The organism is Methylotenera mobilis JLW8, assembly GCF_000023705.1.
Lineage (GTDB): Bacteria > Pseudomonadota > Gammaproteobacteria > Burkholderiales > Methylophilaceae > Methylotenera > Methylotenera mobilis.
Map to the genome: position 1 here is coordinate 2,494,794 of NC_012968.1, position 16,019 is coordinate 2,510,812.

The window sequence follows — 16,019 nt, forward strand, 5'->3', positions numbered from 1 at the left end:
TTATCACAAGTCTAGTGTGTGGGATATTTAATGCTGAAATGAGTGCAGTGCAACCGCTATTTAGTGCAGGATTCTAGGCATCGCTAGAGCAAAAGGCGCAATGACCGCATCAAACTGCGTGCCGTCCTCGGCAACCATTTGGTAAGTACCATGCATCTCACCCATCGGCGTGTTAATCAAGGTGCCGCTGGTATATTCATGCTGCTCGGCAGGCTTGAGCAAAGGCTGTGCGCCGACTACGCCCAAACCTTTAATCTCTTTACGCTCACCGTTGGCCTCGGTCACCACCCAATGCCGGCTAATCAACTGCGCAGCGACATTACCGGTATTAATAATGGTCACATGGTAGGCAAACGCATACTGATTGTGCTCAATATCCGACTGTTCAGCGATAAAAGTAACCTCTACTTTTACCGTGCATTCATAATGTTTATCGCTGCTCATCTCGCGTTCAATACCTAACCGACAGTGCAAAAGTAATAAAATTCACAAGCTAATCTAGCCGTTTGAATCTGTGCCCGCAGGCTTGCATGTAACATGCAAAGCAGCGGTGTGCCGATTCAAACGGACATAGAGCCCTATTTAGAGATTAAGCCTGTGGTTGGTGAGCTAGGGCTAGCAGAGTACAGCTTCTTGGGCATACGCCCAGCCAAGTAAGCTTCACGACCGGCCTCTACCGCCTTTTTCATCGCACCTGCCATTAATACAGGGTTATTGGCAGCAGCAATTGCGGTATTCATCAACACGCCCTGGCAGCCGAGCTCCATTGCAATCGCTGCATCAGAAGCAGTACCCACGCCAGCATCCACCAATACCGGGATTTTTGCATTTTCAATGATGATTTGCAGATTCCATGGGTTTAAAATACCCATGCCTGAGCCTATCAGTGATGCCAGTGGCATTACCGCGCAACAGCCAATCTCTTCCAGTTGTTTAGCGATAATCGGGTCATCCGAGCAATACACCATGACTTCAAAACCGTCTTTTACCAAGGTTTTAGCAGCAGCCAGCGTTTCAGTCATATTGGGGTATAAAGTGTTTGGGTCGCCCAACACCTCTAATTTCACTAATTGATGACCATCCAATAACTCGCGCGCTAAGCGTAACGTACGCACTGCCTCATCCGCAGAATAACAACCTGCTGTATTCGGCAAATAAGTAAACTCTTCCGGCGGCAAATAATCGAGAAGTGAAGGCTCACCTGCAGTTTGACCAATGTTAGTACGGCGTATTGCCACCGTAATGATTTCTGCACCGCTGGCATCAATTGCTGCACGGGTCTCGGCAAAATCCTTGTATTTACCAGTGCCCACCAACAAGCGTGATTGATAGGTCTTATTTGCTATTTTCAATAAATCTGACAACTTATTATCCTTCATCATTCATTAATCGCGAATTTACCATCGCAAGTTTACAATCGTGAGTCTATTCAACGTGGCGACTAACCACCACCGACTGCGCCGACTATCTCTAATTTGTCACCATCTGACAGCTTGGTATGCTCAAATTGGCTACGCGGCACAATTTCACCATTGAGCTCTATTGCCAAGCGTTTTCCCACTAATTCGAGCTGCTCTACCAGCTGTGCGGTATTCATGTGCGCAAGTTCAAAACTGCGCGCTTTTCCATTTATTGTAAGTTGCATAGAAATTGCACCATTATGACTAAAACCATATGACAAAGACTTAAGTGATTAAAACCGTGTGATTAGTTCAAGAAGCAAACGCCTGACTAACGCACCGGATAGGAATTAACCTGAAACTGTATAAACCTGGGTGATTGTTTACACAAATAGATTTAAAACAACATTTTACGGAAATTCTAAAGTAACATTTTACGGAAATTATAGTGCTCTTAGCAAACCTTAATTTAGCTAATTCTAATTTTTAACAATTCTGCTCAATCATCGTAGAAAATGCCGTATTTGCATGCGCATAAAGTACACATATCGCACAAAAAACACGTGTAGCGTTGTACAATATCTCGAGTTTTTTATTTGAAAAGTCTATTCAGAGAGCTATCATGAACATTCAAAGTAACATTGCTGACCTTAACACACCAACCGGGGTTATGCGCACATATATCCACCGCCCAACAGGCAATGGAAAGTATCCTACTGTTTTATTCTATTCAGAGATTTTTCAGCAAACCGGCCCGATTGAGCGTGCTGCTAAAATCATCGCTAGCCACGGTTATGCTGTATTAGTTCCAGAAGTGTTTCATGAACTTAATCCAATTGGCACAGTATTGGGTTATGACGATGCAGGCCGTGATAAAGGTAACGCCGACAAATCTGCAAAAGATGTTGAAGGCTACGACACCGACAATGCCGCGATGATTGCTTTTGTGAAACAACAAGCTTGGTATAACGGCAACATCGGTGCTATGGGCTTCTGTATCGGTGGCCACTTAGCATTCCGCGCTGCATTACAGCCTGAAATCAAAGGTACTGCTTGCTTCTACGCAACGGATTTGCACACCCAAGTGATTCCTAACAAACCTGGCCAACATAGCATGGAGCGCCTCAGCGATATTACTGGCGAGCTATTGATGATTTGGGGTAAACAAGACCCGCATATCCCTGCCGCTGGCCGTGCAGATGTGTATAAAAAATTAGGTGACACTAACATCACATTCACATGGCATGAGTTCAATGCTCAACATGCATTTATGCGTGATGAGGGTGAACGTTATGACCCGCAAACTGCAATGATTGGTTACCAACTGGCATTGAATCTGTTTAGCCGTACTTTGCACCAGTAAGCTAGACATCAGTAATCCAAACGCCATGCGATTTATTAGCATGGCGCACAAACAAAAAAGCCTGATCATATCGATCAGGCTTTTTTATATCGTTTACTTAGCTAGCGATGGATAAAACAGAAAACTACACATGATATTGCAAGCTATGCGCCCTAATTGCGCTAAGCATCGCTGCCGCGTTTTCTGGCGGTGTCCATTGCGTGATGCCATGTCCTAAGTTAAACACGTGGCCATGGCCGTTGCCATAGCTAGCTAATACCGCAGCCACTTCACGCTCGATCGCCTCAGGCGTTGATAACAGAATAGCTGGGTCCAAGTTACCTTGCAACGCCACTTTATCACCCACACGTTGACGCGCGCTACCGATATCTACCGTCCAATCCAGTCCCAATGCATCTGAGCCTATCTCAGCTTGCGCTTCCAGCCATAAGCCACCACCCTTGGTGAATACGATGCTTGGCACAGTGCGACCATCATTGGTTTTAATTAAACCATTGACGATTTTTTGCATGTAATTGAGTGAAAATTCTTTGTAAGCATTGTGCGCCAAGGCACCGCCCCATGAGTCAAATATCATCACCGCCTGTGCACCTGCCATGATCTGCGCATTCAAGTATTGAATCACAGTTTGTGCCGTGGTTTCTAGAATGTGGTGCAGCAGCTCAGGGCGTGCGTACGCCATTTTTTTCGTATTCAAGAAGTCCGTACCACCTTTGCCTTCCACCATATAGGTAGCCAGCGTCCACGGGCTGCCAGAGAAGCCGATTAACGGCACGCGGCCATCTAAAGCCTTGCGTATGCTTCTTACCGCATCAAACACGTACTGCAACTTGGCCATATCCGGCACTACCAGCTTTTGGATATCTGCTTCTTGCTGTAAGGTACGCTCGAACTTAGGGCCTTCACCTTCTTCAAAGTACAACCCCAAACCCATGGCATCAGGCACGGTAAGAATATCTGAGAACAGAATCGCCGCATCCAGCAGTGGATAACGGTCTAAAGGCTGCAATGTGACATCGGTCGCAAATTGTGCATTTTTGCAAAGCTGTAAAAAACTGCCCGCGGTTTTACGGCTCTCACGATATTCAGGTAAATAGCGCCCTGCTTGGCGCATCATCCACACTGGCGTGTAATCCGTTGGTTGGCGCATCAATGCTTTTAAGAACGTGTCGTTTTTTAATTGATTCATTTGGTTACCTAAATAAAAAAGGACACAAAGTGGTTTTACTTTGTATCCTTTATTTTTACATTGTCATACTGTGGCGTTAACTTAACGTGGCAATACTGATGAGCCCATCAAAAATTCATCTACTGCACGCGCAGCCTGACGACCCTCACGGATTGCCCAAACCACTAAAGACTGACCGCGACGTACGTCACCAGCCGCAAACACTTTGTCTTTGTTGGTTTTATAGCTGCCAACACCGTCGGTAGTTGCTTTAGCATTACCGCGGTTGTCTTTTTCTACACCAAATGCTTCTAGCAGTTTTTGGATTGGTGACACAAAGCCCATGGCCAAGAACACTAAATCAGCTGGAATGGTGAACTCAGTACCAGCAACTTCAGACATCTTGCCATCTTTCCACTCTACGCGAGCACCTTTCAGTGCCACTACTTTACCGTTTTCGCCAATCAGCTCTTTGGTAGTGATAGACCAGTCACGGTTAGCGCCTTCTTCATGTGAGCTAGAAGTACGTAGTTTCAATGGCCAGTTAGGCCATACCAACTCTTTATTTTCTTTCTCTGGTGGTTGTGGCATCAACTCAAACTGGGTGATGCTAGCTGCACCATGACGGTTTGAAGTACCAACACAGTCAGAACCGGTATCACCGCCGCCAATCACAATCACATGCTTACCGGTAGCTCTAATTTGGTCTGGAATAGTATCGCCAGCCACCACCTTGTTTTGCGGTGTTAAAAAGTCCATGGCGAAATGTACGCCATCCAACTCACGACCAGTTACTGGCAAATCACGTGGCTGCTCAGCACCTGCTGCCAATACCACTGCATCAAACTCGGCCACCAAGGCATCAGCGTTTACGTTCTCGCCTACGTGTTGGTTCACGCGGAACTCAACGCCTTCAGCTTCCATCTGCGCCATACGGCGGTCAATGTGTGATTTTTCCATTTTGAAGTCAGGAATACCGTAGCGTAGCAAGCCACCGACACGGCTGTTTTTCTCCAACACCACAACATTGTGACCGGCACGTGCCAATTGTTGCGCCGCTGCCAAACCAGCAGGGCCAGAACCAACAACCGCTACTTTTTTACCAGTTTTGTTTGGATTAACTTGTGGCTGTACCCAGTCGTTTTCCCAAGCTTTATCTATAATCGCGTGCTCGATAGATTTAATACCTACCGCATCCGCATTGATATTCAGTGTACATGCTGCCTCACACGGAGCAGGGCAGATACGACCGGTGAACTCCGGGAAGTTGTTGGTGGAGTGCAATACATCAATCGCACTGCGCCAGTCTTGTTGGTAGACCAAATCATTCCAGTCCGGAATGATATTGTTGATTGGACAACCCGTTGTACAAAATGGAATACCGCAATCCATACAGCGTGCACCTTGCTGCTTAGCTTGGTCATCTGTTAAATGCAGTACAAATTCTTTGTAATTTTTAACGCGATCCTGTACTGGCAAATTTGCCTCGGACAGACGTTCAAATTCCATAAATCCCGTTACTTTACCCATACTATAAAGCCTTTTCCCTAAAGAGTCTCTTTACTTGTTTCATATTAAAAGCGACTCTAGGCCGCTACTAGCGCTTTATCTTCAGCCAATTCAATCAAGGCGCGTTTGTATTCGTTTGGCATTACTTTAACAAACTTGGCACGTGCGTTATCCCAGTCAGCAAGTAGCGCTTTAGCGCGGCCACTGCCTGTATATTCAGCATGCTTGTTGATTAAAGCCAGCAAGGTTACTTCATCTGGCTGATCCAAATGATGCACTGCATCTGGCGCCACATTGTCAACATGCTCAACTTTCTCTAAAGACACCATACCCATATTGCAGCGTTTTGCAAATAAGCCATCTTCATCGTAAACATAAGCTACGCCACCACTCATACCAGCTGCAAAGTTTTGACCAGTCACGCCTAACACCACGACTGTACCGCCTGTCATGTATTCGCAACCGTGGTTACCTACACCCTCAACCACTGCGGTAGCGCCTGAGTTACGTACACAGAAACGCTCACCAGCTACGCCGCTGAAATAGCTCTCACCGGTCGTTGCACCAAACATCACGGTGTTACCCACAATGATGTTCTCGTGTGAAATACCACGGAAGGTTGTTGGTGGTTTGATCACAATACGGCCACCGCATAGACCTTTACCTACGTAGTCATTGCCTTCGCCAGTTAGGTTAAAGGTAATGCCTTTCGCCAGGAATGCAGCAAAGCTTTGGCCTGATGTACCTGTGAAATTCACATGGATAGTGTCGTGTGGTAAACCAGCGTTACCGTAACGGGTAGCCACTTGGTTAGACAACATGGTACCTACGGTACGGTTAGTGTTGGTGATAGGCAGATCCAATACTACTTTGTCGCCTTTTTCCAACGCTGGTGCTGCTAATGCAACTAATTGGTTATCTAATGCGTTAACCAAACCGTGGTCTTGCACGTCGTTATTCTTACGTGACACGCTTGCTGGCATATCTGGTTGGTGGAACACTTTGCTGAAGTCCAGGCCGCTGATTTTCCAGTGGTCGATACCGGCTTGCATATCCAACAAATCTGGGCGACCAATCAGGTCGTCAAACTTAGCGATACCCATAGATGCCATCAACTCACGTACCTCTTCGGCAACGAAGAAGAAGTAGTTCACTACGTGCTCTGGTTGACCTGTGAAGCGTTTACGCAACTCTGGGTCTTGTGTCGCCACACCCACTGGGCAAGTGTTCAAGTGACACTTACGCATCATGATACAGCCTTCAACGACCAATGGAGCAGTAGCAAAACCGAACTCATCCGCACCTAGCAAGGCGCCGATCACCACGTCACGGCCAGTTTTCATTTGACCATCAACTTGCACTACCACGCGGCCGCGCAATTGGTTCAATACCAAGGTTTGCTGTGTTTCAGACAAACCTAACTCCCACGGCGCACCTGCGTGCTTGATAGAAGAAATAGGGGATGCACCAGTACCGCCATCATGACCTGCGATCACGATATGGTCAGATTTAGCTTTCGCCACACCAGCAGCTACCGTACCCACGCCAGTTTCAGATACTAATTTTACTGAAATCGAAGCTTTAGGATTAGCGTTTTTCAAGTCATGAATCAACTGCGCTAAATCTTCAATCGAGTAAATATCATGGTGTGGAGGAGGTGAGATCAAGCCAACGCCTGGCACAGAGAAACGCAATTTAGCGATGTACTCTGATACTTTATGGCCTGGTAATTGACCGCCTTCGCCTGGTTTAGCACCTTGCGCCATTTTAATTTGAATCTGGTCTGCATTTGCCAGGTACTCAGCAGTCACACCGAAACGGCCTGATGCCACCTGCTTAATGCTGGAGCGCATTGAGTCGCCAGCTTTTAGATTGATGTTACTCTCAATCAAATTCGCACCCAGCACGTCAGCCATGGTGGTTGCGTTAGCCACAGGGATAAAGCGCTTAGCGTCTTCACCACCTTCACCAGTGTTAGATTTACCGCCGATACGGTTCATCGCAATCGCTAGTGTTGCATGCGCTTCTGTTGAGATAGAACCCAATGACATCGCGCCAGTAGCAAAACGTTTAACGATTTCTTTTGCTGGCTCTACTTGCTCTAATGGAATCGCCGCGCCTGCTGATTTGATTTCAAACAAGCCACGTAGCGTCATGTGACGGCGTGATTGGTCGTTAATTAACTTAGCATATTCTTTGTAGGTGTCGTATTGACCGGTACGTGTTGCATTTTGCAGCTTCGCTACAGACTCAGGCGTCCATGTATGCTCCTCACCACGCACACGGTAAGCGTACTCGCCGCCTGCTTCTAGGTGGTTTGCCAATACCGGGTCAACGCCGAAAGCAGCAGTATGCAGACGCACAGCCTCTTCAGACACTTGATCTAAGCCAATACCTTCAATATTTGTCACCGTGCCAGTGAAGTACTGCTCTACAAACTCACTATTTAAACCGATCGCTTCAAAAATCTGTGCGCCGCAGTAAGACTGGTAAGTAGAAATGCCCATTTTAGACATCACTTTGTATAAGCCTTTGCTGATTGCTTTTACAAAGTTCTTATTCGCAACATAGCTATCTGTTGCCAAGTCTTTAATGGTCTCAAAAGTGAGCCATGGACAAACTGCCTCTGCGCCGTAACCTGCCAACAATGCAAAGTGATGCACTTCACGTGCTGAACCGGTATCTACCACCAAACCAGTGCTGGTTCTTAAGCCTGCTTTAACTAGATGCTCATGCGTTGCTGAACAAGCCAGCAGCGCAGGAATAGCCACGCGGTCTGCACTTACGTTGCGGTCAGACAAGATTAAGATATTGAAGCCATTTTGCACCGCATCTGAAGCTGCTTTAGTGATGCTGGCAACCGCTGCTGCCATACCCGCTTTACCTTGTGTGGCAGGGTAGGTAATGTCTAACACCAATGATTTATATTGGTTTTGCGTTAAGGTAGCAATCGCTTTCAATTGCTCCAACTCATCCAGCATCAATACTGGCTGGCTCGCCTCTAAACGCATAGGCGGTGTGGTTTCGTCTAAACCTAACAAGTTTGGTTTAGGGCCAATGAAGGTGATCAATGACATCACCAACTCTTCACGAATCGGGTCGATAGGTGGGTTAGTCACTTGTGCGAACAATTGCTTGAAGTAGTTGTACAAGACTTTTGGTTTCGCTGACAACACTGGCAATGCAGCGTCGTTACCCATAGAGCCTGAACCCTCTTCACCGCTTTGAATCATCGGCTGCAAGATAAACTTGATGTCTTCTTGGGTGTAGCCAAATGCTTGCTGTGTATCTAATAAATCTGCAGCCAACTCTAGCTCGCCTTGTACTTTTGGCATATCGCTCAAGAAGTAACGTGATTTTTCAATCCATTGTTTGTAAGGCTTGGCAGTAGCCAGCTCTTTTTTCACTTCTGCGTCATCAATAATGCGGCCTTGCTCCATGTCGATTAACAACATTTTGCCTGGTTGCAGACGCCATTTTTTAACGATTTTTTCTTGTGGGAATGTCAACACACCCATTTCAGACGCCATCATCACGATGTCATCATCTGTTACCAAGTAACGTGCTGGACGCAAACCATTACGGTCTAGCGTAGCACCCACCATACGACCATCAGTAAACGCTACCGCTGCTGGGCCATCCCATGGTTCCATCAATGCAGCGTGGTATTCGTAGAACGCGCGGCGCTCTTCATCCATCAGTGGATTGCCTGACCATGCTTCTGGAATCAACATCATCATCGCGTGCGGCAAGCTATAGCCACCCGCTACCAATAACTCTAAGCAGTTATCGAAACAGGCAGAGTCAGATTGACCTTCGGCGATTAATGGCCATAGTTTTTCCAAATCTTCGCCAATCACGGTTGAGCGCATCGCTTCGTGACGAGCCGCCATCCAGTTCACGTTACCTTGTACGGTATTGATTTCGCCGTTGTGCGCAATCATGCGGAACGGATGTGCCAAGTCCCAAGCTGGGAAAGTATTGGTAGAGAAACGTTGGTGCACTAAAGCTAATGCTGACACAACGCTTTCATCGTTTAGATCTTGGTAGTAGATGCCAACTTCGTTCGCTAGCAACATGCCTTTGTACACGATGGTACGTGATGACAATGAAGGCATGTAGAACGCTGCGTGGTCAGTTAATTCAAGCGCGCGTACTGCATGCTCGATACGTTTACGAATCACGAACAGTTTACGCTCGAATACGTTTTGATCTGTGCCGCTAGTCGCGATAAACACCTGACGCATGGTCGGCTCTACATCGCGCGCAGCTTGTGCAATATTGCTGTTATCTACTGGCACATCACGCCAGCCCAGCAAGATTTGATTTTCTTCTGCAATGATCGTTGTGAATAGCGCTTCACAGGCAGCACGGTTGCTCGCAGTTTGCGGCAAGAACACATTACCTACTGCATATTGACCTACCGCAGGCAGCTCAATACCAAGCTTGGCAGCTTCTTTGCGCATGAAGGCATCCGGCATTTGCATTAGCAAACCAGCGCCATCACCCAACTTAGGGTCATAGCCGGTTGCGCCACGGTGCGTTAGGTTGGTTAATAGCTCCAAACCTTTTTGCACGATATCGTGACTTTTTTTGCCTTTAATATGTGCTACGAAACCAACGCCACAAGCATCGCGCTCGTTTGAAGGTCTGTATAAACCTTGTTTTGCTGGTCGCCCTGCATACAAATCAGGATTAACTGCAACTGCATCATCATGTGCAGCCAGTGCGTTTTCAGAACCAATTTGCTTACTTAAATCTGTTGCCATATTATCTAATCACAAAACATTTAGCGGAACCTTCAAGTTTACCGCTAAATGCCTATGAGTTCAATAAGATAGGACTTAAAGATAAATATTTTTTTATCTACCGTCTAAAAGTAAGCGAATCAGGCAAAGCGAGCTTTGCCTGCTGCGACTATCGTCAAGCGCTAGCGAGCAGCCACTGCAGCAAATGCTTTTTTAGCCGCCGCTAAAGTAAGAGCGATATCAGCATCCGTATGCGCTGCAGACACAAAACCAGCCTCAAACGCAGATGGCCCTAAATAGATGCCTGACTCCAGCATGCTGTGGAAGAATAGATTGAAGTTATCTTTATTGCTCTGCATTATTTCAGCGAAGCTGGTAGGACATTGCTCACTGAAATACAGACCAAACATACCGCCAACGCTTTGCGCACTAAATACAACACCCGCTTCTTTTGCTGCAGCCACCAAGCCATCCACCAGCTTTTTAGTTTTCGCAGCAAGCTTGGCATGAAACTCCGGCACCTGAATCAGTTTCAAGGTTTCCAAACCGGCCGTTACCGCCACTGGGTTACCTGACAAGGTACCAGCCTGATACACCGCACCCAGTGGTGCTAAGCACTGCATAATATCTTTACGCCCGCCGAACGCACCCACCGGCAAACCACCACCGATTACTTTACCTAGCGTTGTCATATCCGGCTTAATGCCATATAGCGCCTGCGCGCCGCCTAGATGCACACGAAAACCAGTCATCACTTCATCAAAAATCAGCACCGTACCATGTTGCGTACATAGCTCGCGCAAGGTTTGCAGAAACTCCATATGTGGCACTATTAGGTTCATATTGCCGACCACAGGCTCAATAATCACACAGGCGATTTCATCGCCAGCTTTTGCAAACAACTCTTTTAATTGCTGCGTGTTGTTGTATTCAAGTGTCAATGTATGCGCTGCCACTTCCGCCGGCACACCCGCTGAGCTAGGCTCGCCAAATGTCAGCAAACCAGAACCCGCTTTTACCAATAACGCATCGGAGTGACCGTGGTAGCAACCTTCAAACTTCACCAATTTATTACGGCCGGTAAAGCCGCGCGCCACACGAATCGCACTCATGGTGGCTTCGGTACCACTGCTCACCAAGCGCACTTGCTCCATGCTGGGCACCAGTTTATTGATTAGCGCCGCCATTTCCAGCTCCAAGCCGGTTGGCGCGCCAAATGACAAGCTATTAGCTGCAACCGCCTGCACTGCACCAATCACATCCGGGTGCGCGTGACCAACGATCATCGGCCCCCAAGAGTTGATGTAATCAATGTACTCTTTACCATCAACGTCCCACAGCTTAGAACCCAGGCCTTTTTTGAAAAAGATAGGCGTACCGCCTACGCTACGGAACGCACGCACCGGCGAATTAACGCCACCAGGAATAAGTTGTTGTGATTTCTCAAAAAGAGCTTGATTAGATGAAGTCATGATTGAAATAGCTTTGTAAATTGTTGAGAGGTTAATTTTACGTCATCTGCATTAAAAATTGCATTGATGACCGCTATGGAGTTTGCGCCAGCAGCAATCGCTAATGCTGCATTTTCCAAGGTGATACCGCCGATTGCAACGCTAGGTACCTTAAGTTCGGCTTTTGCCTGCGTAAATAAATGCAAGCCAGCTACCGGTGCATTGGGCTTGGTACTAGAAGCAAAGCAGGCGCCAAAAGCCACATAATCTGCACCTAGCTGCTGTGCTGACAATGCCAGATCAAAACGGTTATAACAAGATGCGCCCAAGAGCTTATGGCTACCTAACCTAGCCCTCGCTTCGGCCAAGTTGCCATCATCTGCACCCAAGTGCACACCATCCGCATCCAAGGTCAGACATAGCTTGATGGAGTCATTAATAATGAATGGCACTTGATATTGACGGCACAGCGGCAACAAGGCGCGCGCCTGCTGTGTTTGCAGCTTGTGGTCGGCCAGCTTGTTGCGATACTGCAACACGCCGATGCCGCCTTGCAAGGCCGCTTCTACCTTGGACAGCAGGGTATCGGTATCCTGCTCGTCAGGCGTAATGGCGTACAACCCTTTAATCACGCTCATGCAATTGCACTCATCATCGCGGCGTTAATGGGTTTTTGCGCTGCCGTCACCGCTGCCAGCGGTAGTGTCTTCTTCGTCACGCGCCCAGAACATACGGTCTGGAATATATTGCCCCATACCAGGCCTGAAGCCATTTTTCAGGGTTTGCCATGTATATTCCTGCGCCTCCAACACGGCATCCTCTATGCTCAGTCCATGCGCCATGCACGCAGCAATGGCACTGGTCAGTGTGCAGCCAGAACCATGATAACTACCAGGCAAGCGCTCCCATTTATAGGCTTTAATCAGCTTATCTTCACCATACAGGGTGTTCGTCACCTCCGTAGTACGCTCATGCGTGCCGGTAATCAGTACGTACTCACTTCCCATGGCCAGCAAACGGGCTGCGCTTTCATCCAGTGAGGTCAAACCCACCTCATCCGCCTCATCGGCAAACGCAAAGCGGCGTGCCTCTAAGCTATTAGGCGTAATTAACGTTGCCTGCGGGAACAGCAGCTCCATCATGGCTTCCATCATTTCGTCATTGCTTAAATCATCACCACGGCCAGAGGTTAGGATAGGGTCTATCAACAGCGGAATATCCGGGTAATCCGCCATAATTTCGGCAATCACCGCAATATTCTCCACCGAACCAAGCAAACCCAATTTGAATGCAGACACCTGCACGTCTTCTAAAATAGCGCGCGCCTGATCATTCACCCAGTCGGAGTCCATCGCCAGCACACCATCTACACCCACAGTATCCTGCGCCGTGATAGCAGTTACCACCGACAAAGGATGGCAGCCGATACTGGCAAAAGTAAGAATATCTGCCTGCAGCCCAGCACCGCTACTAGGGTCTGTACCTGCGAATGTCAAAACTGAGGGAGGTGCTTGGTTTGCCATAAATATAATCTAACTACTAGAAGGTGGAGCGGGTGACGGGAATCGAACCCGCGTATCGAGCTTGGGAAGCTAGCGTTCTACCATTGAACTACACCCGCCAAAATGTGAATTATACTCCAATCGATTCAAGTTAATGATACGGCCGTGAAAACGACTGCTTGCAGGCTTGCGCCACCCAAGTCACATGCGGCCATCAGACTTAACCACAATAATAATATGTACTCTTTCTTGCAGAGCGCGCTAAATCCTACCTTGTATAAATCCCGCAAAATCTGTATTCTTTTTATATACTCAGACCACTCAACGCTTGGTTAATATTTGGGTAACATATTGATTAATATCACCCAGTATCGCCATCCGTCCGATAATGGCATAGCTCTTGCCTAATTATCTTTATCAAGCCAAAAAGGCGTAGGTTAAAAAAACAGCATGTCGCGCACCCAAACAAAAGCTTTTCTCTATTTCATCGCACTAATTTTATTCGTCATTGCACTGCGCATCGTATTGATGACTAGCATTCCTTTGCTGGACACCACAGAGGCTCGTTATGGCGAATTGGCCCGCGTGACGGCAACCGGCAATTACTGGTTAATGCCGCATATGTCGGCAGACCAGCCCTTTTTTGCTAAACCACCGCTCGCCACATGGTTTGCGGCCTCTAGCTGGCTAGCCTTTGGTCACAATGAGTTTGCGCTGAGGTTGCCTTCATTGCTTATGGTGCTGTTATCCAGCCTTGCGCTGTTATACGGCGCACAAAGCCTAAAGCTGACACGCCAGCAATGGCTGTTTGCTACGTTTGTGATGCTGACTGCACCGATTGGCTTTATTAGTGCCGGCGCGGTGATGACCGATGCCACCCAGCTCGCCGTTGTTACCTGGGCGATGGTGTTGTTATGGCGCTTGCAAACAAGTGCGACACCATTAAAGTCGGACCAATATGGCTTATGGATAGTGCTGGGGATAGGAGCTATTGCTAAAGGGCTGGCGACTTGGGTGCTGATTGGCTTACCTGTATTGCTGTTCTGGGTCTGTTCATCACGTGAGGTGATTTATAGCCACATCAAGAAAATATGGTTTTGGCCAGGTATATTGCTATTCATCGGCTTAGTATTGGCCTGGTATATCCCTGCGGAAATTTATTATCCGGGCTTTCTCAAGTATTTTATTGTCGGTGAACACTTCCAGCGCTTTCTTGAGCCCGGTTGGAAGGGTGATATGTATGGCACCGCACATCGCCAAGCCATAGGCATGATCTGGCTATACTGGGCAGCATCTATCGCTATCTGGCTGCCGCTATTTGTTTACAGCATGGTTAAAGATAAGCCGCTAATCAACACCAAGCTAGACGCAGAGACAAAATGGTTATGGGCGTGTGTGCTAGCGCCATTATTGTTTTTTACCCTGTCGCGCAACATCATCTGGACCTACACCTTAACGGCGTTACCCGCTTTTGCGCTATTAACAGCCAAATTCTGGTCAACCATAGGCCACCGTTTTAAGCGGGTAATGCAGGTGTTAATTGCGGCTTGGCTCATTTTAGCCACGTTCGCCAGCCTGGTATGGATTCCGCAACAGACGGAAACCCGCTCTGTACGCAAACTGGTGCAAACGGCGCACAGCCAACACCCAAGCTTGCCGCTATATGCGTATAGCTCTGATCAGTTTTCCTTAAGTTACTACACCAGCGGACAGATTCAACTGATAGAGGATTACGCTGCTGTAACCAACTTACTGCAACAGCCAGACACGCTGCTCATTGCCAACGCAAAACTCGCGCCGCAGTTAACCGCAAATGGGCAGGCCGTAATTATTGCCAACAATAATTACCACGTGTTATTAATGACAAAACACAAGTAGGGTGATGCCTACGGCTCAATCTGCTTGATGTCACTGCAAACAGATTGAGCCGCTTTATCCATCTATGACGGAACCATTACAACAGCGTTATTGTCATATTTTTGCATCAGGATAAAAACAGCGATCGCATATACCAAACAACTGGTGCGTTGCAGCGTGATACCGCTTAAAGCAGCGATTTTCAGAAATTGCAGCGCTTTGAGCCCACGCTAGCAGAGGAATGCGGGTGATACGCTTATGGTCAAGTCTAATGTCAAGGATATCGCGTGCAGGACACGTACCATGGGCATGAAACAATGGTTATCCATCATCATTGGCGCGTCACTTGCATTCCTCTGCTAGTTTGTTAAACCTGCAACCCTAGCAAACCTCAATACCAAATCTCAATACATGGAAAACACGTTGATAGGTAAAGCACGCTAATGGGTAATGTCTGGATGGTTTGCGTGCTGATGGATGACAAATTTGACTAAAACCCGTGCACCATGGAAAATAGCGACACTGGGCAAGTAGAAAAACATGACTTCATGAATGCTAGATTACCCTATTACTGCATAAACACTTAGACTTAAATACTTACTTAAAATACTAAAGCACGCTTGCCAATCAACGCTATATTCAATGCTCTATAAATTGCTTTCAATTAAAACTATCGCACGGCTGATTTCGATTATCGGAATCTTGACCACGCTTGCTTTGATTACGCAATCGAATATTGATTTATACGAAGATAGAATCACTGAAAGCACTCAGCTTGCCGCAGCGCAACCCGATAAAGATGGTAACCGCGACTTAAGCGACACCATTGTCGATATCATTCCTCGTTCCACCTACACGTATTACACGTACATCATGTTGCACCATGATTATGCGAGCTACCAGGAGCCTATTTTGCTCCTGCATCTAAGACCCCCCCTCCCAAGCCATTCTTTGGCTTAACTCTTGCTTGCCAATCACTAGAGATTGGCATTTGCACAGAACCCTACGCTCGACTAGCTCA

General features: G+C 47.3%; 12 protein-coding genes and 1 tRNA gene. 3 read left to right on the top strand and 10 right to left on the bottom strand.

The window, feature by feature from the left end:
* Nucleotides 1–60: 60 nt before the first annotated feature.
* The 3 genes from apaG to thiS all read right to left on the bottom strand — a co-directional run bounded on the left by apaG (nucleotide 61) and on the right by thiS (nucleotide 1,645).
* On the bottom strand, nucleotides 61–444 hold the full coding sequence (gene apaG, locus MMOL_RS11640) for a Co2+/Mg2+ efflux protein ApaG (protein WP_015833240.1): 384 nt from the start codon (nucleotides 442–444) through the stop codon (nucleotides 61–63).
* Between the two features lie 134 nt (nucleotides 445–578).
* The gene (locus MMOL_RS11645) at nucleotides 579–1,382 is read right to left on the bottom strand and encodes a thiazole synthase (protein ID WP_015833241.1); all 804 of its coding nucleotides are present in this window, start codon (nucleotides 1,380–1,382) and stop codon (nucleotides 579–581) included.
* A gap of 59 nt (nucleotides 1,383–1,441) precedes the next feature.
* A complete protein-coding gene (gene thiS, locus MMOL_RS11650; RefSeq protein ID WP_015833242.1) occupies nucleotides 1,442–1,645 on the bottom strand; it encodes a sulfur carrier protein ThiS in 204 nt (67 codons plus the stop codon).
* 377 nt (nucleotides 1,646–2,022) lie between these two features.
* Between thiS and MMOL_RS11655 the strand changes: the two genes are divergently transcribed.
* On the top strand, nucleotides 2,023–2,763 hold the full coding sequence (locus tag MMOL_RS11655) for a dienelactone hydrolase family protein (RefSeq protein ID WP_015833243.1): 741 nt from the start codon (nucleotides 2,023–2,025) through the stop codon (nucleotides 2,761–2,763).
* Between the two features lie 124 nt (nucleotides 2,764–2,887).
* Here the strand turns inward: MMOL_RS11655 and hemE are convergent, their stop codons facing one another.
* The 7 genes from hemE to MMOL_RS11690 form a co-directional block, all read right to left on the bottom strand.
* Nucleotides 2,888–3,952, bottom strand: coding sequence for a uroporphyrinogen decarboxylase (hemE, locus tag MMOL_RS11660; RefSeq protein ID WP_015833244.1), 1,065 nt, complete (start codon nucleotides 3,950–3,952; stop codon nucleotides 2,888–2,890).
* Between the two features lie 81 nt (nucleotides 3,953–4,033).
* The gene (locus MMOL_RS11665; protein ID WP_015833245.1) at nucleotides 4,034–5,461 is read right to left on the bottom strand and encodes a glutamate synthase subunit beta; all 1,428 of its coding nucleotides are present in this window, start codon (nucleotides 5,459–5,461) and stop codon (nucleotides 4,034–4,036) included.
* 56 nt (nucleotides 5,462–5,517) lie between these two features.
* Nucleotides 5,518–10,209: a glutamate synthase-related protein gene (locus MMOL_RS11670; protein WP_015833246.1), complete on the bottom strand. Its 4,692-nt coding sequence runs from the start codon at nucleotides 10,207–10,209 to the stop codon at nucleotides 5,518–5,520.
* 161 nt (nucleotides 10,210–10,370) lie between these two features.
* Nucleotides 10,371–11,660 carry a glutamate-1-semialdehyde 2,1-aminomutase gene (hemL, locus tag MMOL_RS11675; RefSeq protein ID WP_015833247.1) on the bottom strand — a complete coding sequence of 430 codons (1,290 nt, stop codon included), beginning with the start codon at nucleotides 11,658–11,660 and terminating at the stop codon, nucleotides 10,371–10,373.
* Nucleotides 11,657–12,277 carry a thiamine phosphate synthase gene (gene thiE / locus MMOL_RS11680; protein ID WP_015833248.1) on the bottom strand — a complete coding sequence of 207 codons (621 nt, stop codon included), beginning with the start codon at nucleotides 12,275–12,277 and terminating at the stop codon, nucleotides 11,657–11,659. The genes hemL and thiE overlap by 4 nt, the downstream gene beginning before the upstream one ends.
* Nucleotides 12,278–12,301: 24 nt before the next feature.
* Nucleotides 12,302–13,162, bottom strand: coding sequence for a bifunctional hydroxymethylpyrimidine kinase/phosphomethylpyrimidine kinase (thiD, locus tag MMOL_RS11685; RefSeq protein WP_015833249.1), 861 nt, complete (start codon nucleotides 13,160–13,162; stop codon nucleotides 12,302–12,304).
* A gap of 24 nt (nucleotides 13,163–13,186) precedes the next feature.
* A tRNA-Gly gene (locus MMOL_RS11690) sits at nucleotides 13,187–13,260 on the bottom strand.
* A 331-nt stretch (nucleotides 13,261–13,591) separates the two neighbouring features.
* Between MMOL_RS11690 and MMOL_RS11695 the strand changes: the two genes are divergently transcribed.
* The gene (locus MMOL_RS11695) at nucleotides 13,592–15,019 is read left to right on the top strand and encodes an ArnT family glycosyltransferase (protein WP_015833250.1); all 1,428 of its coding nucleotides are present in this window, start codon (nucleotides 13,592–13,594) and stop codon (nucleotides 15,017–15,019) included.
* 621 nt (nucleotides 15,020–15,640) lie between these two features.
* Nucleotides 15,641–15,958 carry a hypothetical protein gene (locus tag MMOL_RS11700; RefSeq protein ID WP_015833251.1) on the top strand — a complete coding sequence of 106 codons (318 nt, stop codon included), beginning with the start codon at nucleotides 15,641–15,643 and terminating at the stop codon, nucleotides 15,956–15,958.
* Nucleotides 15,959–16,019: the final 61 nt, after the last annotated feature.